20 protein-coding genes and 1 pseudogene are annotated in these 22,294 nt (G+C 41.5%); 8 read left to right on the top strand and 13 right to left on the bottom strand.

What is annotated here, in order from left to right:
* The first annotated feature begins 544 nt into the window (after positions 1 to 544).
* The gene (locus tag HWQ58_RS05495; RefSeq protein ID WP_292858825.1) at positions 545 to 3,940 is read left to right on the top strand and encodes a HEAT repeat domain-containing protein; all 3,396 of its coding nucleotides are present in this window, start codon (positions 545 to 547) and stop codon (positions 3,938 to 3,940) included.
* Between the two features lie 80 nt (positions 3,941 to 4,020).
* On the opposite strand, the gene HWQ58_RS05490 is transcribed toward HWQ58_RS05495, so the two are convergent.
* From HWQ58_RS05490 to HWQ58_RS05445, 10 genes are all read right to left on the bottom strand, one after another.
* Complete coding sequence (locus HWQ58_RS05490; RefSeq protein ID WP_292858822.1) at positions 4,021 to 5,631, bottom strand: iron uptake porin; 1,611 nt, start codon at positions 5,629 to 5,631, stop codon at positions 4,021 to 4,023.
* A 138-nt stretch (positions 5,632 to 5,769) separates the two neighbouring features.
* Positions 5,770 to 5,952, bottom strand: a complete 183-nt coding sequence (locus HWQ58_RS05485) for a hypothetical protein (RefSeq protein WP_292858819.1) — start codon at positions 5,950 to 5,952, stop codon at positions 5,770 to 5,772.
* Positions 5,953 to 6,379: 427 nt separating this feature from the next.
* Complete coding sequence (locus HWQ58_RS05480; protein WP_292858816.1) at positions 6,380 to 7,780, bottom strand: sugar porter family MFS transporter; 1,401 nt, start codon at positions 7,778 to 7,780, stop codon at positions 6,380 to 6,382.
* Positions 7,781 to 8,133: 353 nt separating this feature from the next.
* Positions 8,134 to 9,132 carry a ribose ABC transporter permease gene (locus HWQ58_RS05475; protein ID WP_292858814.1) on the bottom strand — a complete coding sequence of 333 codons (999 nt, stop codon included), beginning with the start codon at positions 9,130 to 9,132 and terminating at the stop codon, positions 8,134 to 8,136.
* Positions 9,129 to 10,682 carry a sugar ABC transporter ATP-binding protein gene (locus HWQ58_RS05470; RefSeq protein ID WP_292858812.1) on the bottom strand — a complete coding sequence of 518 codons (1,554 nt, stop codon included), beginning with the start codon at positions 10,680 to 10,682 and terminating at the stop codon, positions 9,129 to 9,131. The genes HWQ58_RS05475 and HWQ58_RS05470 overlap by 4 nt, the downstream gene beginning before the upstream one ends.
* Positions 10,683 to 10,830: 148 nt before the next feature.
* Positions 10,831 to 11,844, bottom strand: coding sequence for an ABC transporter substrate-binding protein (locus tag HWQ58_RS05465; RefSeq protein ID WP_292858810.1), 1,014 nt, complete (start codon positions 11,842 to 11,844; stop codon positions 10,831 to 10,833).
* Between the two features lie 29 nt (positions 11,845 to 11,873).
* Positions 11,874 to 12,872: an ABC transporter substrate-binding protein gene (locus HWQ58_RS05460; RefSeq protein ID WP_292858808.1), complete on the bottom strand. Its 999-nt coding sequence runs from the start codon at positions 12,870 to 12,872 to the stop codon at positions 11,874 to 11,876.
* A gap of 891 nt (positions 12,873 to 13,763) precedes the next feature.
* Positions 13,764 to 14,660, bottom strand: coding sequence for an inositol oxygenase family protein (locus HWQ58_RS05455; RefSeq protein ID WP_292858805.1), 897 nt, complete (start codon positions 14,658 to 14,660; stop codon positions 13,764 to 13,766).
* Positions 14,661 to 15,121: 461 nt separating this feature from the next.
* Positions 15,122 to 15,445, bottom strand: a complete 324-nt coding sequence (locus tag HWQ58_RS05450; RefSeq protein ID WP_292858803.1) for a DUF1815 family protein — start codon at positions 15,443 to 15,445, stop codon at positions 15,122 to 15,124.
* A 138-nt stretch (positions 15,446 to 15,583) separates the two neighbouring features.
* Positions 15,584 to 16,069 carry a gluconokinase gene (locus HWQ58_RS05445; RefSeq protein ID WP_292858800.1) on the bottom strand — a complete coding sequence of 162 codons (486 nt, stop codon included), beginning with the start codon at positions 16,067 to 16,069 and terminating at the stop codon, positions 15,584 to 15,586.
* A gap of 202 nt (positions 16,070 to 16,271) precedes the next feature.
* Between HWQ58_RS05445 and HWQ58_RS05440 the strand changes: the two genes are divergently transcribed.
* From HWQ58_RS05440 to HWQ58_RS05425, 4 genes are all read left to right on the top strand, one after another.
* Positions 16,272 to 17,303 carry a LacI family DNA-binding transcriptional regulator gene (locus HWQ58_RS05440; protein ID WP_292858798.1) on the top strand — a complete coding sequence of 344 codons (1,032 nt, stop codon included), beginning with the start codon at positions 16,272 to 16,274 and terminating at the stop codon, positions 17,301 to 17,303.
* A 44-nt stretch (positions 17,304 to 17,347) separates the two neighbouring features.
* Positions 17,348 to 17,530 (top strand): hypothetical protein, encoded by a 183-nt coding sequence (locus HWQ58_RS05435; RefSeq protein WP_292858797.1) that lies wholly within the window; start codon positions 17,348 to 17,350, stop codon positions 17,528 to 17,530.
* 26 nt (positions 17,531 to 17,556) lie between these two features.
* Positions 17,557 to 17,682 (top strand): hypothetical protein, encoded by a 126-nt coding sequence (locus tag HWQ58_RS05430; protein WP_292858795.1) that lies wholly within the window; start codon positions 17,557 to 17,559, stop codon positions 17,680 to 17,682.
* A gap of 739 nt (positions 17,683 to 18,421) precedes the next feature.
* A complete protein-coding gene (locus HWQ58_RS05425; protein WP_292858792.1) occupies positions 18,422 to 19,432 on the top strand; it encodes a trypsin-like serine protease in 1,011 nt (336 codons plus the stop codon).
* A 109-nt stretch (positions 19,433 to 19,541) separates the two neighbouring features.
* Here HWQ58_RS05425 and HWQ58_RS05420 read toward each other — a convergent pair whose 3' ends face one another.
* Positions 19,542 to 19,766, bottom strand: a complete 225-nt coding sequence (locus HWQ58_RS05420; protein WP_292858789.1) for a hypothetical protein — start codon at positions 19,764 to 19,766, stop codon at positions 19,542 to 19,544.
* 54 nt (positions 19,767 to 19,820) lie between these two features.
* Here HWQ58_RS05420 and HWQ58_RS05415 point away from each other — a divergent pair.
* Positions 19,821 to 20,021: pseudogene (locus HWQ58_RS05415) on the top strand (glucuronate isomerase); the annotation flags it as partial.
* Positions 20,022 to 20,188: 167 nt separating this feature from the next.
* On the opposite strand, the gene HWQ58_RS05410 reads toward HWQ58_RS05415, so the two are convergent.
* Entirely contained in the window at positions 20,189 to 20,347 is a 159-nt protein-coding gene (locus HWQ58_RS05410; protein WP_292858787.1) for a hypothetical protein, read from the bottom strand.
* A gap of 219 nt (positions 20,348 to 20,566) precedes the next feature.
* On the opposite strand from HWQ58_RS05410, the gene tmk reads away from it, so the two are divergent.
* A complete protein-coding gene (gene tmk / locus HWQ58_RS05405) occupies positions 20,567 to 21,202 on the top strand; it encodes a dTMP kinase (protein WP_292858784.1) in 636 nt (211 codons plus the stop codon).
* 142 nt (positions 21,203 to 21,344) lie between these two features.
* Here tmk and HWQ58_RS05400 read toward each other — a convergent pair whose 3' ends face one another.
* Complete coding sequence (locus HWQ58_RS05400; RefSeq protein ID WP_292777022.1) at positions 21,345 to 21,533, bottom strand: hypothetical protein; 189 nt, start codon at positions 21,531 to 21,533, stop codon at positions 21,345 to 21,347.
* Between the two features lie 128 nt (positions 21,534 to 21,661).
* Here HWQ58_RS05400 and HWQ58_RS05395 point away from each other — a divergent pair, with 128 nt between their 5' ends.
* Positions 21,662 to 22,003, top strand: coding sequence for a hypothetical protein (locus HWQ58_RS05395; protein WP_366837399.1), 342 nt, complete (start codon positions 21,662 to 21,664; stop codon positions 22,001 to 22,003).
* Positions 22,004 to 22,294 lie beyond the last annotated feature (291 nt).

The following is a 22,294-nucleotide window of genomic DNA, read 5'->3' as shown; positions in this document are numbered from 1 at the left end:
GTACGCCGAAATAACAAATGAGTACGCCGAAATAACAAATGAGTACGCCGAAATAACAAATGCGTACGCCAAAGTAACAAATGCGTACGCCAGAAATAGCTTACTCACTTGGTTTTTCGCGTCAGTTTTACCCCACCCTAACCCTCCCCATATGTATTGGGGAGGGAACAAGATTTCTTATTTCCCCCCTTTATAAGGGGGGATTAAGGGGGGTAATTTGACTTGTGTGTACACAGTAGCCTTTACAAGGGGGGATTAAGGGGGGTAATAATGTGATGAAAATCACAGCCAACTACTTTTTAAACAACCTTTTAAGCTGAGTGAGCACTAAAAACGAAAATCAAAGTTTTCAGGCACATTTTACAAGAAGAATTAGGGATTTTTAGAATAGTAAAATAGGTTGATTACTGTTGCTCATGGGAAAAAGCAACAGTTGCAGGTAAATCAGGATTATCCCGTCCCTGAATCGGTTGTAAAATTCGCACAACAACTGACAAAGCTAACAAGCGTGTAGTATGTATATAAACTATATATCCCAAGCAATATGAGTACAGAGTTATTAACTATTGCTGGCTCAGTAGGAAAAGCAGTATTTCCAGAAATTGTTAAGAAAATCAATAGTGCATTAAATCCTACAGATTTAGAAAAAGCTTTGAAAGCAGGTGTACAATCTGCCGAAGAGTGGGATGCTAATCAAGATTCTGATAAGCATTTATTTTTTCGTTGTACGCCAAAGGATGCGAGAGAACTTTTAGAGAGGTTTTTCAAAGATACAGGAGTTCAAGAAGAATTACAGAAGCCTTTTACAGAGAAAACAATCCCTAATTTAGAAGTTTTAATTCAAATCTTCCACAAAATTAAATCAGAAAAGTCAAACTTAAAGTTTCACGATGAGAGTATTAAACATTGGCTGAAAAAGTTTGTAGATGCTTATTTTGAACACACTAATACATATTTAAAGTTTCAAATTGCTAAATCAGATTATCTCAAACAACTGTCACGCTATTTTGATGGTGTTGAATTTGTCGGAATAAAGGTAAAAACAAAAGAAGAAGAAAAATTTGCTAAACTACCACAAATTTTTGTGATGCCTAATGTAGTTGAGCAGGTGGAAGCTAGAGAAAGCAAAGGTTTAAAATTAAATCTAGATTTGGCTTTGGAAGAGACAGTTAACCAACAACGCCAGCAAAATTTACTTTGGGAACAACAAAGTAGTGGCAAGAAATTCTCAGCCCAAGAACTGCTGAAAGAAAGTACACGCAATAAATTTGTTGTGTTGGGAGAACCAGGAATTGGTAAAACAACTTTGATGAGTTACTTTGCTGTGATGCTGGCTGAACAGCAGACTGAGAAACTCGGTTTATCAACAGATTTAGAGTTACTGCCAATTTTGATTAGAATTAGAGACTTAGGCAAAGCTTCAACGAAGAATCTTTTAGAATATGTACGCAATTTTGCCAATAGTATTCATGTTAAAGAATTGCCCAAAGGTTTCTTTGAACATTGGTTAGATGATGGGAGAGCGTTAATTTTACTTGATGGCTTAGATGAAATCGCTAAACCAAGCGATCGCTATGAATTTGTAAAGATAATTCACAGCTTTCTCGGACAATATTCTCAAAATCGGGCAATTATAACTTCGCGTCCAGCAGGTTATAGTCGAGAGTTTTTTGGTACAGATGAATTTCCTCATTATCATCTGGAAAAATTTGATGATAGTCAAATTGATTTATTTATTCAGCAATGGTATAACAGCAGACTACCAAACAACCCAGAAAAAGCACAAGAGCGTCAAGAAAGCTTAAAAAAAGCATTAGCAGCACAAAAACGCATTAAATTATTAGCACGCAATCCTTTACTACTGACAATCATTGCTTTAATTCATCGCTATGACGCACATTTGCCTAGACAGCGATATAAACTTTATGAACAGGCAGTTGATACGCTATTGATTAACTGGGATGTCAACAAGGGTATTGAGTCTTGGAAGCTGAATTATATTAAATTGGACGATATCAAAATATTGATGCAACGCCTTGCTTACTGGATTCATTCTCAAGGGGAAACTGGCGATAAAGAAGGTGGGACGCTGATTGAGAGAGATGAGCTAATTACACAATTAAGTGAATATATTTGTGACTATTATCTAGTTCATAAACATCAAGCTAAAACCGAAGCAGAACGCTTAGTTGACCATATTACAGAACGCTGTGGTTTATTAAACGAACAAGGTCAAGATAGGTATGCCTTTGTGCATAAGACATTTCAGGAATATTTAGCAGGTGAAGAAATACGCGATCGCCAATCAGAAGATTTTAACGAAGTACTAAATCACATTCGAGATTATCTACACAATTCCCACTGGCGAGAGGTGTTGTTGCTGTTAATAGCTCAACAAAATCAAAATAACTCGAAAAAAATCATTGAAGCAATTCTGCAACATGAGACTCTTTATGAAGAATGGCTGCACCGCAATCTTTTATTTGCAGGTACTTGTTTAGCTGAAGATTTAAAATTATCTGATGGCAAATTGATTACAGATATTTTGCAGAAATTAGTTGAGCTTGAAGTTAGCAATTCTCAGCAAGTAGGTAGGGAAGTTAAATCACAGGTTTTTCAAATTATTTGCAATTTAAATGAAACCCGGTTTCAAGCTCAAGCACTAGAACAGTTAAAAGCATCAGCAGATTTGATAGATAAAAGGCGACTGCGAGAATATCGAGCTGCTTTAGGTGAACAACAGGAAGTATTGGCAGAACTGCTGGGTTTACTCAAAGATAAGAGTGAGAGTGTGCGTAACTCTGCTGCTTTTGAATTAAGTATGTTGGGTAACGCCTCGTCACAGGTAGTTGAAGCATTACTGGGTTTACTCAAAGATGAGAGTGAGAGTAGTGTGTGTTACTCTGCTGCTCTTGCATTGGGCATATTAGGCAATGCCTCGCTACAAATAGTTGAAGCACTGCTGGGTTTACTCAAAGATGAGAGTGAGATAGTACTTTCCTCTGCTGCTCTTGTATTCAGCATGTTGGAGAATGCCTCGCCACTGGTTGTTGAAGCACTGCTGGGTTTACTCAAAGATAAGAGTCAGAGTGTGTGTTTGTTAGCTGCTTTTGCATTGGGCAAGTTGAGCAACCCCTCGCCACAGGTAGTTGAAGCACTGCTGGGTTTACTCAAAGATGAGAGTAAGGGTATGCGTAACTCTGCTACTGAAGCATTGGGCAAGTTGGGCAACGCCTCGCCACTGGTTGTTGAAGCACTGCTGGGTTTACTCAAAGATAAGAGTGAAATAGTGCGTGAATCTGCTACTGAAGCATTGGGCAAGTTGGGCAACGCCTCGCCACTGGTTGTTGAAGCACTACTGACTTTACTCAAAGATGAGAGTGAAATAGTGCGTGAATCTGCTGCTTTAGCATTGGGCAAGTTAGGCAACACCTCGCCACAGCTAGTTGAAGTACTGCTGGGTTTACTCAAAGATAAGAGTAAGATTGTGCGTAACTCTGCTGCTGATGCATTGGGCAAGTTGGGCAACGCCTCGCCACTGGTTGTTGAAGCACTGCTGGGTTTACTCAAAGATAAGAGTGAAATAGTGCGTGAATCTGCTACTGAAGCATTGGGCAAGTTGGGCAACGCCTCGCCACTGGTTGTTGAAGCACTACTGACTTTACTCAAAGATGAGAGTGAAATAGTGCGTGAATCTGCTGCTGAAGCATTGGGCAAGTTGGGCAACGCCTCGCCACTGGTTGTTGAAGCACTGCTGGGTTTACTCAACGATGAGAGTAAGGGTGTGCGTAACTCTGCTACTGAAGCATTGGGCAAGTTGGGCAAAAACTCCAGCAATGTTACTGCTACTGTCGCCGAATGGATTTCACAACACCAGGATTCAGAATATGTAGGCAATGGGATTGATGCGCTGTGGAATTTAGTAGTAACAGAAGAATAATTTTTGTTTTTTCATTGGAAGTTCCTAAAAAGTGCTGAATACTCAGCACTCTGTTAATCAAGCAAACCATTCATATTTAGTTAAAAATCAAAGGTTGTGCGAAGCACACCCACATACTGCGTATCATTTCTGCTGTCGTTTTCTGGGTTGAGAATCACCCAAAAACCAGGAGTCACTGAGATATTGTCATTCAGGCGGTAGCGATAAAATGCTTCGATATGGTAAGCGTTGTCTCGGTCTTGACGGACATCACTGTTAGAGATGTGCGGTGGTATACCAAAGAGAATTCCTGGCAGATTGCCTCTACCACCCACATCGGGAAACGACACACCAATCGCCCCAAACCAGGCATTGGCATTGTCACCATTGTTCACAAATAGAGAATCTGTTCCACCCCTACGATTGGAAATATCACTCAAACCAGAATTCTCGGCATTTGCCCAAATATATCCACCCCAAGCGTGGACTTGGAAATTCGGGGAGAAGCGATAGTATCCCTGTGTGCCGACAATATCGTTGGAAGTAGCAATGTTGTTGCCAAAGGGAGCGTTTGATAGGACGCTACCCGTCCCAGCTGAGAGTTCGATTACTCCAGCAGGGCTATAGCCATGAGAGTAGGCAACACCGATCGCTCCTTGCTTACCATAATAGGCTAAGTGTGCTAAGGCATTGTAGCCGCCATCAAATAACCCGTTGCTAGGCGATGGCACATTAGAACTGCCTGCTAAATAGCCCAAGGTGAGAACCAAGTCTTTGGTAATGTTCCAGTTAGCGGCTGCACCGGCACCACCTCGGCGGAATAAGGGGCTGTATGACCCAAATAGTGAGGGAACTCCATTGCCGTCGTCAGCAATTGTGGGGGGAGTGACGGTGGTTGAAATGTCGGTGTAACCAATGCCTGTAGGCCCAACAACGAAGTTAAGGGAATCACTGACTGGGAAGTAATAACGGATGTGGGGGACATAAAGTGTCTCGTTGCTGTCATAATCGAAGTTCAGGCGTGTCATCCCTGTACCTGTGGCTGCGGCAATTTGGCTGCCAATATTGGACGCAAAGTTACCAAATTCTAGCCGGACTCGCAATAAATCTTTGCCAGTGAAACTGCTCTCAAAGTTGAGACGACCCCGATTTGCAAAGTAGAGATTGGATTCATCATCTTCGCCACCTACTCTATCACCAAAGGTATCACTAATGGCGGTAATAATTTGAGCATTCAACCTAGTAGTAGTGGAAAACTGCTGCGTCTCTAATGTTGCTGTATGTGCCTCTACTGTATCTACTCGTCCGCGCAGAGTTGTCAGTTCTGCGGCAAAGTCTTCCCGCAACTTTTGCAGCACTGCTAAATCTTGCTTATTAACTAAATCGCTAGTAGCTGTGGCAATTAACTCATTAATCCGATCCAAACAAGCATTTAAACCTGCGGCAAATTCATAACGGGTTAAGGCACGATTACCGCGATAGGTGGAATTGGGATAACCTGCAATACAGCCGTAGCGTTCCACCAGCGATTGCAATGCACCAAACGCCCAATCGGTTGGTTGTACATCAGAAAACTGGGAAACAGAATTTACTTGTCCCTGCAAATTCCGATTAGCATCTACTGCATTAGAATCATCTTCTGGAGGTGCTGCCCAAACTGCTGGAATTGCCAAGAATAGAAGAAAAAAGCTATGAAAAATAATTTTTAGCATTGACTTATTATTTGAAAATGGTTTAATTCTGAATTTGTAACTAAATAGATTGCACTCGAACCAAAGCTTCCAGATTAGGAGTTAATCAGGATTAAAGTTACATATTTTGAGCTTAGGTTTTAGGTTACTTAAACAACGCTATAACGTTTTGCTCATTGCTGCTTTTAATAGCCCTTCTATAATCTGCATTAGATTAATTCCGTCTTCGGCATTAACAGTAATTGGCTCTAATTTAAATCCAGGATGTAAATCAATAAACGGCGCATGAAATACCATGCCGGATAAACCAGAAGAACAAAGAGCCGTATTGATAGTTTCCATCTTTTTCCTGATTTACTGAAGCGAGAGTTTGTATTTAGTTTTTGTCTAGTATTTTTTCTGGGATGTAGCATCACAGATAGGAATATAGACTCCTAATAATTAGGAAAATGCTGTATTTATCAACACAGTGCTGCATACTTTTCAATTACTTTGCAGTCATCAGTTGTGAAGAAGGCAGGAGGCAGAAGGTTGGAATTTATCTGTTGCTATCAACCCCATCTAATCCCAAGCCAATTGTTTATAAAACTCCATAAAATCACGCTTGGTGAGACAAGGGGCTTAAGCCCCTTGTTCTATTCAACAAAGCCGATAATCGATATAAGGCTAAAACTATTTGTCAAAGTCTTTTTTTAACAACCGCTCCAGACGCAGAGGACACAGAGATACAAATTACGAATTACGCACAGCGGTACTAGATGAATGCCAATTACATATCTTCCAACTCAATTCCTTTGGTTTCTTTAATAAAAAAGAGAATGAAAAAGAATGATGTAGCTGCTGCAATTGTATAGAGTCCATAGGCAGAACCCAGACCGAAATATTGCAATATAGGAGGAAATGTTGTAGAAATGAGGAAATTGGCAACCCATTGCATAGCAGCAGCAATCGAAAGTGCGGCGGCTCGAATTTTGTTATTAAACATTTCTCCCAACAGCACCCAAACCACTGGCCCCCAGGAGAAACCGAAGCAAAATACATAGAGGTTGGCTGCGATCAGAGCTATAGTACCTGCGTTTCCGGTAAGATTGGGGTTCCCAGCAGCATCGAGGGGAGCATTGCCAAACAGATAAGCCATTGTCCCCAAGGTTATGGTCATGCCGATTGACCCGATTATGAGTAAGGGCTTGCGACCAAATTTATCCACGAAGGCGATCGCAATCAGTGTTGTAATAATGTTGACGGCTCCTGTAATCACCGTAATTGATAGGGAATCTTTTTCGGAAAACCCGACTGCCCGCCACAAAACGCTGCTGTAGTAAAAGATTACATTAATCCCAACAAATTGCTGTAATACAGATAAGCCTATTCCGATCCAAACAATTGGCAGGAGTCCGCCACTTCTGCTTAAGAGGTCAGAAAAGCTGGGTTGGCGTTCGCGAAGCACTGTCTGCCGAATTTCTTCGATTTTTGGCAGTACGTCACCCCCTAAAATCTTGGTCAGAACGTTAGCAGCTTCTGGTTCTCGTCCTTTAGCAACCAAATAACGAGGGGATTCAGGAATTGTTAAAGCTACCATCCCGTAGAATACTGCTGGCGGGACTGCTGTCCAAAACATCCAGCGCCAGGCTGCAACCCCAAACAAAAACGGCGAGTCTGCTGAACCTGCTGACACAGCGATAAAGTAGTCGCTCAATAAGGCGACGAAAATTCCGACTACGATCGCTAATTGTTGCAGAGATCCTAACCTTCCTCGCAAATGGGTGGGAGAACATTCGGCAATGTAAGCCGGCGCGATAACGCTAGCAACGCCGATGCCAATCCCACCCAATAATCGCCAAAAGATAAAATCCCAGATAGTGAAGGCTATCCCAGAACCAATGGCACTGATAGTAAACAACGCCGAAGCGACCACCATTGCGTTGACTCGACCATAACGGTCTGCAATCTGTCCGGCAAAGAAGGCTCCTACCGCAGACCCCAGCAACGCTAGGGATACTGCTAGCCCTGTTACCCAACTACTGATATTAAAAGCTTTTGCTATAGATAAAACCGCGCCGTTGATTACAGCAGTGTCAAAACCGAATAAAAACCCGCCGAGTGCCGCAGCACCAGCAATCAAAATTACATAAAACGTGTTGGCTTTACGACGAACAGTAGTGGAAGACATAATATTGGGGATTGGGCATGGGGCATGGGGCATTGGGCATGGGGCATTGGGGAGCAGGGAGTAGGAGAAGTAGAAAGCAAAAACTCATTAATGGAGTTCAGAGGCTCATTAATGGAGTTCAAAGACTCATTAATGGAGTTCAGAGGCTCATTAACGGAGTTCAGAGGCTCATTAACGGAGTTCAGAGGCTCATTAATGGAGTTCAAAGACTCATTAATGGAGTTCAAAGACTCATTCACGAGTATTAAAGACTCATTAATGGAGTTCAAAGACTCATTCACAAGTTATTAAAGACTCATCCCCTATTCTCAATGCTCCATGCCCAATGCCCAATGCCCAAACACTTTAATTCTTTACCGTCTAGAACGTCTGCGTAACCGATCAATCATCACTGCCAAAATAATTACTAGTCCTTTGACAACTAGTTGCCAGAAGTAAGATAGGTTCAACAGAGTTAAACCGTTGTTGAGAATAGCAATAATTAATGCACCGAGAAGAGTGCCGCCAATGGTGCCAATACCACCTGTAAAGCTGGTTCCACCTAGAATAACAGCTGCGATCGCATCCAACTCGTAACCAGTACCCACGATGCCACTAGCACTATAAAGACGGCTGGCACTCATTATTCCTGCTAAACCTGCCAGTAATCCACTGACGCCATAGACAAATAGCAACACCCGATCGACTTTAATCCCAGTTAATCGTGCTGCTCGCTCGTTACCACCCACTGCATATATTTGCACCCCTAAAACCGTTTGTCGCAGGACAAACCAACTCACTGCTACACTCAGTAGCGCAATGATTACCAGCCAAGGAAGGGGACCGACATAGCTATTGCCTATCCAAGCAAAATTTATCTCACGGTTAATAACCGTTGTACCATTGGCAACCAAAAAGGCAACACCCCGCAAGGCAGTCAGTGAACCTAGCGTGACGATAAAAGGTGGCACATCCAAAAAAGTGATCAGAGCGCCGTTAATTAAACCCAAAAGCAATCCTGCAAGCAAACCCGCAGGTATAGCCGCCCAACCGATAGCCGGAAGTAGCGATACCAGCACCGTAACTACGGCAGAAACAGCCAATATCGATCCAACTGAAAGGTCAATACCTCCAGTCAGAATTACAAACGTCATTCCCGTTGCCAGCACAATATTGATTGATGCCTGACGCAATATATTAACGATATTAGCGCCTGTGAGGAAGCTGGGAGAAAGGAATGTAAATAAGATGCAGATAATGATTAGAATCGGCAGAATACCTGCAACCTCAAGCAGAGTGCTGATTGATTTGCGGTTGCGCTGCGTTGAGTTCTTGTCTACTCTATTATTGACTGGTCTTACTGTCTGACTCATGATGCTGGTACCTCCGATGCTCCAGTTGCATAGTGCATAATTTTTTCTTGGGTAATTTCTTTACCAAGACTGCCGTCAAGTTCGCCCACTAGCTGCCCTTCTCGCATCACTAAGACGCGATCGCTCAAGTTCACAACCTCCGGTAGTTCGCTGGAAACCATCAGAACCGCAACACCTTGTGCTGCTAACTCGCTGATAATTCGGTAAATTTCGCTTTTGGCACCGATATCTACGCCGCGTGTCGGCTCATCCAACATTAGTACTCTCGGCTTAATCGCTAACCAACGCGCCAATAGAAGCTTCTGCTGATTACCACCAGAAAGATCCACCGCTCTGATTTCCAAATTCGCCAGCCGGATATTGAAGTCTTCCACCGCTTGCGTCGCTAATAGATTGACTGAACCCCAGTTGACGACACCAGCCTTTGCATCCTGCTTGAGTGTGTTAATGGCAATATTCTTACGAGAACTCATCTCCAGAAATAAACCCTGGTCTTTGCGGTCTTCCGGGACGTAACCAATTCCAGCATTAATGGCATCACCGGGGCTATTAATATTAAGTTTCATGCCATTGAGGAAGACTTCACCAGTTGCCTTGCGATCGGCACCAAAAATCAGCCTGCATACTTCCGTTCGTCCTGCACCAACCAGCCCCGCTAGACCGACAATTTCGCCAGCGCGAAGTTGAAAACTAGTTGGCTCAACCTTGCGTCCATCACTGATATTCGTGACTTCCAATCTCACTGGGCCTGGGTTGGTTTGTCGTTGATGTTCGTAAAAGTCCTGCATCGAGCGACCGACCATCATCTGCACCAATCGCTGTGCAGAAATTTCATCCCGCGTCAAACTGCCAATGTATTGACCATCGCGCAGCACGCTAATCCGGTCAGCCAAGGCATATATTTCTTCCATGCGGTGACTGATGTAGATAATGGCAATGCCGTCGCTTTTTAGTCTGCGAATTACCTCAAACAAGCGCTCTGTTTCGCGGTCAGATAGTGCTGCTGTTGGCTCGTCCATTACCAAAACGCGGCTATTGTCCTTCAGCGCCCGCGCAATTTCCACCTGCTGTTGTTCGGCGACTACCAAGCTACCAACCACAGTTTGTGGTGTAAAAGTGGCTCCGAGGCTTTGAAGCACTTTTTGTGCTTCCAGTTCCATACCTTTGCGGTCTAAAAGCTGACCTCGGCGCAACTCGCTACCCATAAAAATATTTTCGGCAACGGTTAAATTAGGTGCAACGTTCAGTTCTTGATAAATGAGATTAATACCTGCCTTGCGTGCTGAAGCCGGATCGGTAATTTTCACAGGGCTACCGTTGATGAGAATCTCGCCTTCATCGGCAATGTAAGCCCCAGCAAGGATCTTCATCAATGTGCTTTTGCCTGCTCCGTTCTCACCCATGAGGGCGTGAACTTCTCTTGGGTAAATCGTGAGATTGACATTTTGCAGGGCAGGTACACCATTAAATCGTTTAGCAATCCCTTGCATTTCTAATACAGGGGTAGCGGTTGGTACATCAGGAAAAGAGGTTTCAATACTTGTTGTCATCAGCTGTACCTGTAAAAACAATTGAAAATTTGCGTTTTTTGAATTAAAAATTCCCGAAAATCATATTTAATCTGAAATGAAAGCCGTTACAAAATCATCTTGAGAAAACTTACCACTGACGAGCGCTGACTTTCACAATTTTGATTACTTACCAACCTTTCTCTGTGTTAACGTTGTCTTTTGTAATCAGCTTGGGTGTGAGCAGAATGGTGGAATTACTAGGTTTTTTACCATGTAAGATGTCGTTACCAACCTTAACTGCTTCTGTCGCCATACCTCTAGGATTTTGAGTAGCAGTCGCAGCATATATACCATTTTTGTCAGCGATCGCTTTGATTGCTTCTGGCGCACCATCAACCCCAACAATAAAGAAATCTTTACGTCGTGCTTGGTTAGCTGCTAGTTCTGCTCCCACCCCACTCGGATCGTTGATCGCAAAAACAGCATCAATTTTCGGAAAGGTTGTCAGCAAATCAGTCATGACTCTAAGTCCTCCATCCCTACTCCCTTCTGCATTCTGGTTTTTAGAGAGTATTTTTAAATTGGGATATTTGGACAATACCTTTTCGCAACCACTAACTCGTTGAAGCACCGATTCCACCGGAGGACCGTTAACTATGACTACATTGCCTTTGCCTTTGAGGCGGTCAGCAATATATTGGCAACCCAGTTCTCCAGCTTTGATATTGTTAGTCGTAATGGTGGCATCCACACCTCCGTCAGCACCTGTATCTACCGCGATCACAATTTTGCCTGCTTGTTTTGCCCTTTCAACTGCTGGCTGAATACCACTTTTATCAGCAGCATTCAGAACAATGATGTCAGTATTAGCCGCAATGAAATTTTCAATTTGATTGGTTTGTTGGTTGAGGTCATAGGCACTGGAAGCGACAATAACTTTGACATCATTACCCCCAAATTTCTTTGCTGCTGCCTCAACTGCCTGCCCCATAACAACGAAGAAGGGGTTACTTAGATCGCCAACGGTGAAGCCAACTGCTCGTAATTTTGCATCCCCAGTGACACCCTTACTCGCTGCACTAGTATTGGTATCAGGGTTAGTAGCGGTGTTGCCATTTTGAGAGTTATTTGTGCAACCAATAACAGTACTACTGACCAGACCTAATATGCTAGCTGCGATCGCAATTTTTTTCACATTCATATATCTCCTCAAGGTGATTAAATACTTACTTACCAGCCTTCGTAAGTGCTGAGGTTGTCTCTGGTGACTAACTTGACTGGAATTAGAATCTCGGAATCACTAGGTTTTTTGCCCTGGATTAGATCGTTGCCAATCTCAACTGCTTTTTGCGCCATCGCTACTGGATTTTGAGCCGCAGTTGCTGCAAATACACCATCTTTGTCTCCCATTGCTTTGGTTGCATCTGGTGAACCGTCAACCCCAACAATAAAGAATTCTTTGCGTCTTGCTTGTCTAGCTGCTAAATCTGCGCCAACACCGCTTTGATCGTTAGTGGCAAAAACGGCATCAATTTTGGGGAAAGTTGTGAGCAAATCGCTCATGACTCTAAGTCCTCCATCCCTAGTCCCTTCGGCGTTTTGGTTTGAGATGATTTTTATGTCAGGATATTTGGATAATGAATTCTTACAACCACTCACTCGCTGATTTATTGAGTCCATCGGAGTACCATTGAGGATGACTACATTGCCTTTACCTTTGAGGCGATCGGCAATATATCCGCAAGCAACCTCACCAGCTTGGGTATTGTTGGAACTAATCATCGCATCCACATCTGCATCAACAGCTGAATCTACTGCAATTACAACCCTACCTGCAAGCCTTGCTTGGTCAATAACTGGTTTAACTCCTTTTTTATCAACAGCGCTGAGGATAATTAGGTCAGTATTCGCAGCTGTAAAATTTTCGATTTGGTTGCTTTGTTGGTTCAGATCAAAGGCACTAGAAACTGCATTAACTTTGATATTACCTCCGATTTTTTGAGCTTCTGTTTCAGCCCCCTTCTGCACAGCATTATAGAAAGGATTGCCTAAGTCACCCAAAGCTACGCCGATTGTTTGCAATTTTCTATTTGGAGTACTAAGATTCTCTGCACTTATATTAGTAGCCTTGTTAGTAGTATTAGTAGCAGTGTTGTTATTTTGATCGCCATTTGTGCAACCAACAACCACCAAACCTAATATGCCAACTATCAGTGAAATTATCTTCATATTTATAACAACGGATTTAAATTTGATAAAGGGCATCACAATATAAACTAGGTCTGAAAATTTTAAACCTAACTTAGTGATACTACTAGCTTTTGGAGTTTAAACTCCAAAAGTTTTGTAATTTGACGTAATTGGAGTTATTGTTATTAGTTTCACGAAATAAAATGGTTTATTTTTAAAGCAGAATCATCAACATTTCACTACTTAAAATAATCCCGTTCTTTTGGTGAGATTACTTTGTAGTGTATAGTTGAAAAACAGCTTTTAAGTGAAACTTCCAAAAATTAGTTTTATTAAAATTGTCAATCTTTATTTGTTTTGACTTTTTTCATTTTATCCCGCTCATATGCAAAAATTAATTTTGTTTATCGAACTTTACAAATAAAAAATATTTTAAATCTCGCGATAGAACCCAAAATCTTCTTTTAAAAGCATTCGCATAATTAGCCTATTCAGTATTAGGAGCAATGTTAAAAAAGTTAACATTTCTCAATCAATATTCCTCAGAAAAGATACTGTTGAGTAGAGAAACTTTTGATTTCTAATGGTAGATTTTGAATAATGTAAACATCCTTTAGTTAGATTTTTCAAATCAACTTTAATCAGCTTGACAAGCGTCTTTATTTGTTATTGTAAGTTCAAGAGTTTAAGACCCCTACATCTATATGTAGCACCAGTTTCAGTCGGGGTTTAAATCCTCGTCTGAAATGTCTTTAATTTTGAATTTTGAATTTTGAATTGTTAATCCTCCTCCATCACTTGAAGACAATACAGGAGTAAACAAGATAATATTTTAAGCTTGATTAGGAATAAAGAAAGTTTGTATCTCAATATCTTGTTCTTACTTGATTCCCTCAGAAATAAAATATTATGAATTCTTTTTCAAACAGGTTAAAATTTTAATTTTGCAGGTAAATATTTAGCCACCAAATCTTCATAATATGGTTTTAATTTATGCCAATCAGGAGGAATAAGGTTTTTTGAATACAAATCGTAGGGATTGAATAAACTTACCCATTTAAACATTTCTTTATCGTGTTTATCCATCAAATGTTCGTACGCATTGTCACGATGTTGAGGATAAAACGAGTGATAGCGAAGCATATATAATCCAGGTTCGGGCAAATAGTTTTTCATCATCTGATAAAAATACTCATCATGTCCCCATGAGATATGTACATTATTCAATCCACATTTCGGCTCATAAATGCCATATTTAGTGTTGTAATCGAGGTTATTATAATCAGGATTTTCTTTAAAGAATTCTGAGAAAACAATTTTATTAGAAAATGCACAACCGACAGGATAAGTATCGCCTACGGTAGCCCATTGAGGTTCACCAAATAGACAAAGCACTTTCCCCATATCGTGAAAGAAGCCAGTAAGTACCATCCAGTCAGGATGACCATCGGCGCGAATAGCTTCTGATGTTTGCAATAGATGTTGTAACTGATCCATATTTGTATCAGGATCGGAATCATCAACCAATTGATTCAAAAATTCGACCGCATCCCAAACAGACATTTCTTTTTTATCAAACTTCAAAAATTCTTTTTCTTTTTGAAGTACAAAATTATATGTTTGATTAATATGATTTAACCGATAAAACTCTTTCACCGTATCTCTAATAGTCGTTTCATAATTCCTATATTCTTCGGTAGTTTTACCTTCTTTAACTAGGTTATCTGGATCGGGATAGCGATTAAGTAAGTCTTCTTCCCATTCTTCTAGTGAATGCAAGGGATTGTTTTGAACCTGAAGAATGGCATTATTTAGAGTTTGAGACATATCTTTCTACTTGTCGATATTGTATTTGTTAAATGGTACTTTCGCACTCTATTATGCACAGGTGTGCAAAAACTGTCTTGGACTTATTATTTATTTTTGCACACGTGTGCAAAAATAAATAATAAGTTTCATTTCCTCTTTGCATACCTATGCACAATCAACTTCCCTAAGTGTCTTATCCAATCTGTTTGGTTCAGATTAAAAATAGGCGTTGCAGAGAAAGCGGGATGATTTTGCTAGTTTTGTGGGATGGGTCGAAAAGCCCGTCCCTTGTATTTCAGGGCTCTCGTGTCGCCCACCCTACAAGAATCGTCCCTTGATTCAGCAACGCCTAAAAATAGTGCTTTTGTTTTTTGCACATCTGTGCATTAATTTACTAAATATAAGCTAATTTTTTGTTTTACACACGTGTGCAAAAGGTATACTTATTAATTTATACGTCTGACTCAGCTAGCCTAGTATCAATTTGTCAATTGTACAGTCATGGAATACTTAACAAGATTAGCCAACTCTTGTAGCTGGTTTATCGCTTCTGCACCTTCCAACTTCATTAATTCGCGATCGTCCCACAATTCCATCCAAGTAATTCCGTAATCAGATACTAAAAACCGAATCAGGTGCTTTTCTTTCAGGCTAACCATAAATGAAGCACTCTTCATTTGCTCGCCGCATGTATAACAAGACGCAGTATAGCCACGCCGCTCAAGTATAATTGTCAAGGCTTGCAGGTTCATTACCAAGTCTTGGATGAATTGCTGATGCTGTTGCGCTAATCTTAGAAACACTAGTTTTCTCCTACCATTACAGTTATCTGCTTGCTTTGATATTTGTTTAGACTTAACATCAGATGTGATTTAGTTGCCAAAAGTTCGTGTTTTTCTAGATACGTGATTAATCTTAATATTACGGTTGTCATCAGTAAGCTAAATTTCCAAAGCCGTTCTAATGTTTTGGACAATTATCTGGGGTGGCTGTGCAATATCCATACATAGAGTATCTACTGGTTCTTCAAGTGTATAAAACTGGCTATCGAGCAGTTTTCCGCTCATGTAATGATTGCTACGTTCTTGTAACCGCATTTGAATCAACTCATAAGACCCTTTGAGGTAAACTAGCTTGATGCGTTCGCTATCTAATAATAAAAATTGCCGATAGCTATCTTTTAAAGCCGAACACGCCAGCACCACATTTTTATTTTCTTGCAGCCAATGTTTTATGGCTGTTTGCAAATCTTGTAACCAGGGCATTCTGTCATCTTCACTCAGAGGGATACCGCGCCGCATTTTCTCAACATTCTCTGGCGAGTGGAAAGTATCAGCGTCGCTAAATTCCCATTCTAAGGAGTCTGCTAGCAGTTTTCCGATGGTGGTTTTCCCAGAACCAGACACACCCATTACGAGGATAATCATTTTTTTCTTAATAAAAGTTCAACTAATTCGGAATTTGTAATTCGTAACTTGTAGTTGTAATTATGGACGGAGGTAAAAGTGAGGACTTTTAACTCTTTTCCATGCAAAATGTAAGTTGTATTATCTCTTGACAAATAACGATTATTTTCTATAATACATACAATTGCACACGTGTGCAATATTTAAAAGCTAAGATAAAATAATGAATAAACGAAGAATTTCAATTGAAGATATTGCTCGCAGAGCAGGCGTTTCTCATTCTACAGTTTCACGCGCTTTGCGAGATAACGCTCTAATTAGCCCAAAAGTGAGAGAAGAAATTAAGCGACTGGCACAGGAGATGAGTTATGTGCCGAATGCTATTGCTCAAAGCTTGCAAAATAAACGTACTAATACCATTGGTGTAGTAGTAACTTCAATTTCTGATCCCTTTTTTGCAGAGGTCGTAGAGGGAATCGAGAAGATAGCCAAACCAGCAGGTTTGAGTGTTTTATTGAGTGCTTCACACCGAGATTTAGAGCAGGAAATGGCAGCTATTGATACTTTTCATCGCCGTAGAGTGGACGGGATCTTAGTAGCCGACTCGCGAATTGGTAAACAGCATACGAAACAACTCACACAAATTGCTGTGCCAACAGTTCTAATTAATAGTCAGACTGAAGACCAATTGGAAATTTTTCACTCAGTAGCAATAGACGATCGCTTAGGTGCTAAATTAGTTACAGAGCATCTAATCAGTTTGGGACACACCGCTATTGGTTATCTGGGTGTAAGCGATCGCAGCAGGTCGAACCAGCACCGCCTAGAAGGATATCAAATGGCCCTTGCTGAAGCTGGGATTCCACAAAATACTGATTGGGTTTCAATTAGTGACGAATATGATACCAGAACCAGCGATGTTAGCACTGGGCAAAATATGCTATCTAAACTCTTGACTGCGGAAGTAACAGGCATTTTTTGTTACAACGATATGGTAGCAGTTGGCGCTTTGTTAGCTTGCCAAGAATTAGGTATTTTAGTACCGCGAAATCTAAGTCTCGTCGGATTTGATGGTATTGCTCTGGGCAGTTACGTTACGCCGCCACTAACTACAGTCAGCCAGCCAATGTTAGAAATTGGTGGCATAGCTATGCAAATGTTACTCGATTTATTAGAAGAAAAAACTGTGGAAAACCGCGTTTTATCTCCTTTTCTAGTACAGCGTGGTAGTAGTGCAGCACTATTAACAATTTAGAACTCAAAACAATTTATATCAAGAATTTTAATCAAACAAAAATTATGTTAACTAAAAAACCGAGTTTATCTGCCGATCGCTGTTTTTCCCCAGAACCAGTTCAAAGACGATTAGCCGATCAATTTTTTGACAGTATATCTGCGTTACCTTTAGTTTGCACACACGGGCACGTAAATCCAGCTTTGTTAGCTAATCAGCCCGTTTTGGTTCGCCGACGGAATTACTGATTATCCCTGACCACTACCTTTTACGAATGCTCTATAGTCGGGGCGTATCTCTGCAAGCTTTGGGCATACCAACTAATGATGGTTCGCCAGGAGAAACCGACCACCGCAAAATTTGGCAATTGTTCGCCGACCATTTTTATAGTTGCAATTAATCCTGGCTCAAAACCGATGATTGCAGATTACTTACAATTGATCCTGACTGAAGCACAGTTATATTTGCATTTAATCCTGGTTTGAAAATACTTTGTGTACAGTGACAAATTAAATGGCGTTGAGACAAATTCGTGTCATCGAGTTAAGCCTGACTTACTTTAGTAGGGCAACCATTTGTGTTGATATAGCTTGTAGGTTCCCTGTGCTACTTCTAAGCTGAAGGCTAGAAAGTACAAGCTTTACACCCTCAATGACATTAATTTGGCACAGCGACAAATAAAAAGTCACTGTACAACTTCAAAGTGCAGAATGTGAGAAGGACAAAGACGACTCTCTGTCTGTATGTTTAAAAAAGAGGCGCTTGGCGGTGCAATCAGTGTGAGTGGTTCGCAGAATACGCACTTACAAGTAATAAAATGCCCTTGCTTGATCAAGCTAATAAATGTATTATAGATAGTGATTGTAATAAAAAATTACTAAACATGATTCCATCACAGCGAACGTAAGTACAAAAAAGTTAATACAAATTGCAGCTGAACTTAACGTAATTAACGTTTCAGTGGAGTTAAAAAAGCCCTTTAAAGGGATGAAGTAATAATTCTACTGATTTATTGCTAGGTGGAAGAGTGATGTAAAATCCAAAAGCATTATGTTGAGACTCAACGCGATTTTGCACTTACTTCGTCATGCCCCCAAGTAGACAAGTGTTAACTTGATATCCACTCAACAGCATCTATCGTGAAAAAACTGAAACTTCTCACCCTTGCGTCTACTCTGATATCTACAGTAGGCGCATTTACAGCTGTTAACATTGGCAAGCAAGCAGAAGCTATTGTGGTTACAGGCAACCCCAATGATTATATAGTTCCTCGTGGTATAGGTGACGGGATTGTGGAACTAAGGCTAAACCAAAATGGCAATGCTCTACTTTGTACAGGTTCATTATTGCCTACAGGGTTGCATATTCTTACTGCTGCTCACTGTCTTACCGAAAACAAAATACCAGGAACTATAGATGTTGAGAACGTAAGAGTAAACTTTAATTTGCTTACGGGAAGGAATTCAGTAGAATCCTCTACTTATTATATTCATCCTGGTTGGAACGGTGATGTTTCCTACGCCAATGACATTGCAATTATTGGACTTGATACCTTGGCTCCAATAGAAGCTGACAGATATAATATTTATCGGGGTGGCGATGAACTCGATCAGAATTTTACGGTCGTCGGGTATGGTCTTTCTGGTAACGGCAAAACGGGTTCCGACCCAATAAATTTTCCAGGTGGAATTAAGCGTTACGGTCGAAATACTTACGATTACGACTCTTATCTGAGAAACCGAGAAGCAAATGCTTTCAAAGTCTTGGGTTATGACTTCGACAGTGGATTGGAGCGTAACAATAACCCTCCTGGTGATACAGGTTTGGGGATAGATGAAGTCATATCGGCTCCTGGTGATTCGGGTGGTCCAGCATTAATAAATGGATTGATTACTGGTATTGCATCCTTTGATACTAGATTTAATCAGGGTCGGGCTGATGTCAATGACAGAATTGATTTTTCTTTCGGAGAGATTTCTTATAATACTCGCGTGTCATATTATGCCAACTTTATAGATGATGTTTTAGCAGGCAAGATTGCTGCTACCCGCACGGTTCCAGAACCCTCTACTGTATTAGGCACTGTATTCACTCTAAGTGCTTTGACTATCAGTTCACATTTTAAAAAGAAAGTAAAACAAAAGCTTTGAAGTGAGTTGGCACGCTTGTGACAAATTGGGGTAAATATAGCGAAGCTGTCTTGAGGGGCAAGATGGACTGAAAACTCTTACTGTATATGGCAAGATGGACTGAAAACTCTTACTGTATATAGGTTTCAGCGATGGCAGAATCGGGATGAATGTGTCCCCGTCCCCAGCGACCGGGAAACAAGAACTCTTTGGGAGAGGAATAAGCCTCTAGAATTTCTCTAATCTTATCACAGACAGGGATAGAGCGCGTATCAGCTTTGCCTTTGGTGGTACCGTTATCCGCCCCCGCACACCGCCAGAAATGCGGTAAGCGCCTCTGGTGTGCATGGTACAAGCTTCTCCGATTCGTAACCTGCACTAAAGACAGAGTCCGACTAGCAATGCTGGAGATATCTATGATTATTTAGAAGGTTTGTTAGCCTTACCGGAGTTTTCCCCTCGTGCTTTATTCAAACGCTTTAATATCGAAGTGCTTTGTACTACCGATGCCGCCAGTGATAACCTAGAGAATCAGCGATCGCTCCACGAAGAAGGGTTTACTCAAATCAGACCAACTTTTCGCCCAGATGCTCGTGGTTGGCTGGATTAGTCGCACGGGGATTGGTTGAGCAGGAGGAAGGGTATGATATGGCTCGTGCTTTCGCTTATGACCTCGCTAAGGTTGCTTACAAGTTTGCGTAAAATCGTGGGGAGTTGAGGGGGAAATTTAAACGCAAAGGGGAGGCAGCGCGTTGCGGGGGTTCCCACGGCAGTCGCTCATGGGGGGAACCCCCAAGACCGCGCTGCCTCCCCGTTGTAGCGACTGCCGTCGCGCAAAGGGAAGCGCAGAGGTACGCAGAGAATTTTACTGGGGGAATGGTTGATGGCATAGATGGTGGATTTAGTATCTACAGAGGAGTTTAATAATGTATTCACTGGCGGGCTAATCGAGAGGATGAAGGCATATTGCTTGTGCCCAAGGCTGGCGAGATACTATACCGTCTAAGTTACAGTAATTTTCAGGTAACTAAATTCATAGACAGCGATATCTACGATGGGCTACGCCTACGCAATTGCAGGTTAATTTTGCACTTCGCGCTATTCTTGATCTGATGAAACGTCAGCGAATCAGTTTATAGCAGCGAACAAAAAAGCATGGGTGGGAAATTAATTGTATTTGAAGGGGTGGAAGGCTGTGGCAAAACCAGCCAAATGCAGCTTTGTTCTGAGTGGTTGGTAAGTTTAGGTGTTTCTGTAGTGGTAACTCGTGAACCAGGGGGAACAGAGTTAGGTTTACATCTTCGCCGCTTGCTACTAGAAAAGGCAGAGGATAAACCAGTTGCAGAAGTGACAGAACTTTTGTTGTATGCTGCTGACAGAGCGCAACACGTTGAACAAGAACTCAAACCAAATCTCGCAGCTGGGAAATATATCTTATGCGATCGCTACACTGACTCTACCATTGCCTACCAAGGATATGGTCGCGGTCTGAACATGAGTTTGATTAATCAGCTTAACAATATTGCTACTGGTGGTTTAGAAAGCGATCTAACTATTTGGCTAGATGTCGATGTCGAAGTGGGACTAGCCCGCAAACTCTCAAACCAAGTAGGACTAGACCGCATTGAACAAGAGACAATCGCTTTTCATCGGCGCGTTCAGCAAGGATACGCACAAATAGCCGCCTCCCATCCCTCACGAATTGTTCGGGTAGATGGCAGCTTGAGTAAAGAAGCTGTACAACAGGTAATTCAAGGAATTTTGCGCGTACATCTGCACTTGGCGAGGTAGGGCAAAAATAAACCTGAAAGTTTTTAATGAGAGTTTGGTCAAACTAGATACTGATTTTTTTAAACCAGCTGCAATACGGTTCAGTTAACCAAAAATCTCAATTTTTAGAAAAGTTGTTGCACTAAACTCCAACAACTTTTCACTACTTCCCTTTTTTCTCATCCAGTGCTTTTTGAATAGCTTCTCTGCAAAACTCAGGAGGGTCGTCTTGTGCCTTTACCTCTTCCTTCATTTTTTCAGTAGCACGAAAGCTGATAGTAGTTGTCATGGGTTCCTCACCCTTGCGTTGTATTGGTTCTAAATTATCGGGACTTCCTTTAGGATTGGGCATTGTTGAGAAATATGAATAAAGCTTGAATTGTCTGTGTACAAATAATTAGATTATTTAATCGGTGGTGCTACCAGTCTTGCAAACAGTTCACCACCGATACCACTTTTACAAATGGGTAATTCTATTTTATGTTCACAAGGTCAGAACTCGAAATCAAAACCACTGCTGAGTTGAGAGACTTGTGTAGGCGTTACGGATTAAAGCCTACTGGGAATGGAGGGTACAAGACTAGTTGGATTGTCACCTTGATGGCATTCCCACAGATAGCACTCTCTCAATTAAGGCAAGGAAGAGGGTTAAAATCACCAGGCTTTAGTGTTATTCAATTTCTCGAAGGGGTCGTAGATGAGATGAACTCCCCCACTGATGAACAAGCGGCACTAATTCGGATAACTTTAGAGGGCAAAGCTATGAGCTACCCTGACCGATACAACCAAGAGAGTTTACTGAACTTGCATAAAGCTAAATAAAATGCACCTTGAGATGGCTATCGGACTGCTAAATCACTAAAATAGTTATACCAATTCTCTATGAAGATGCGCCTAATTATTTTGGGACATAGCGAATTATCTTCAAAAAACCTCTATGTACCTACCCTGCAAGAAGGCGAAGCGCCTATGCGCTAACCTCTGTGTCGGCGGCAGTCGCTCATGGAGGAAACCCCCAGACACTCGTTCGCCCTTGGCGTCTCCCCGCAGGAGTTGACTCCCTGACTATCTAATTAGTATTTAAGAGCTTGAGACTCAAGCACAGCGAGAAGT

The organism is Nostoc sp. LPT, assembly GCF_017115165.1.
GTDB lineage: Bacteria > Cyanobacteriota > Cyanobacteriia > Cyanobacteriales > Nostocaceae > Nostoc.
This window is presented reverse-complemented; position numbering and strand designations above follow the sequence as displayed.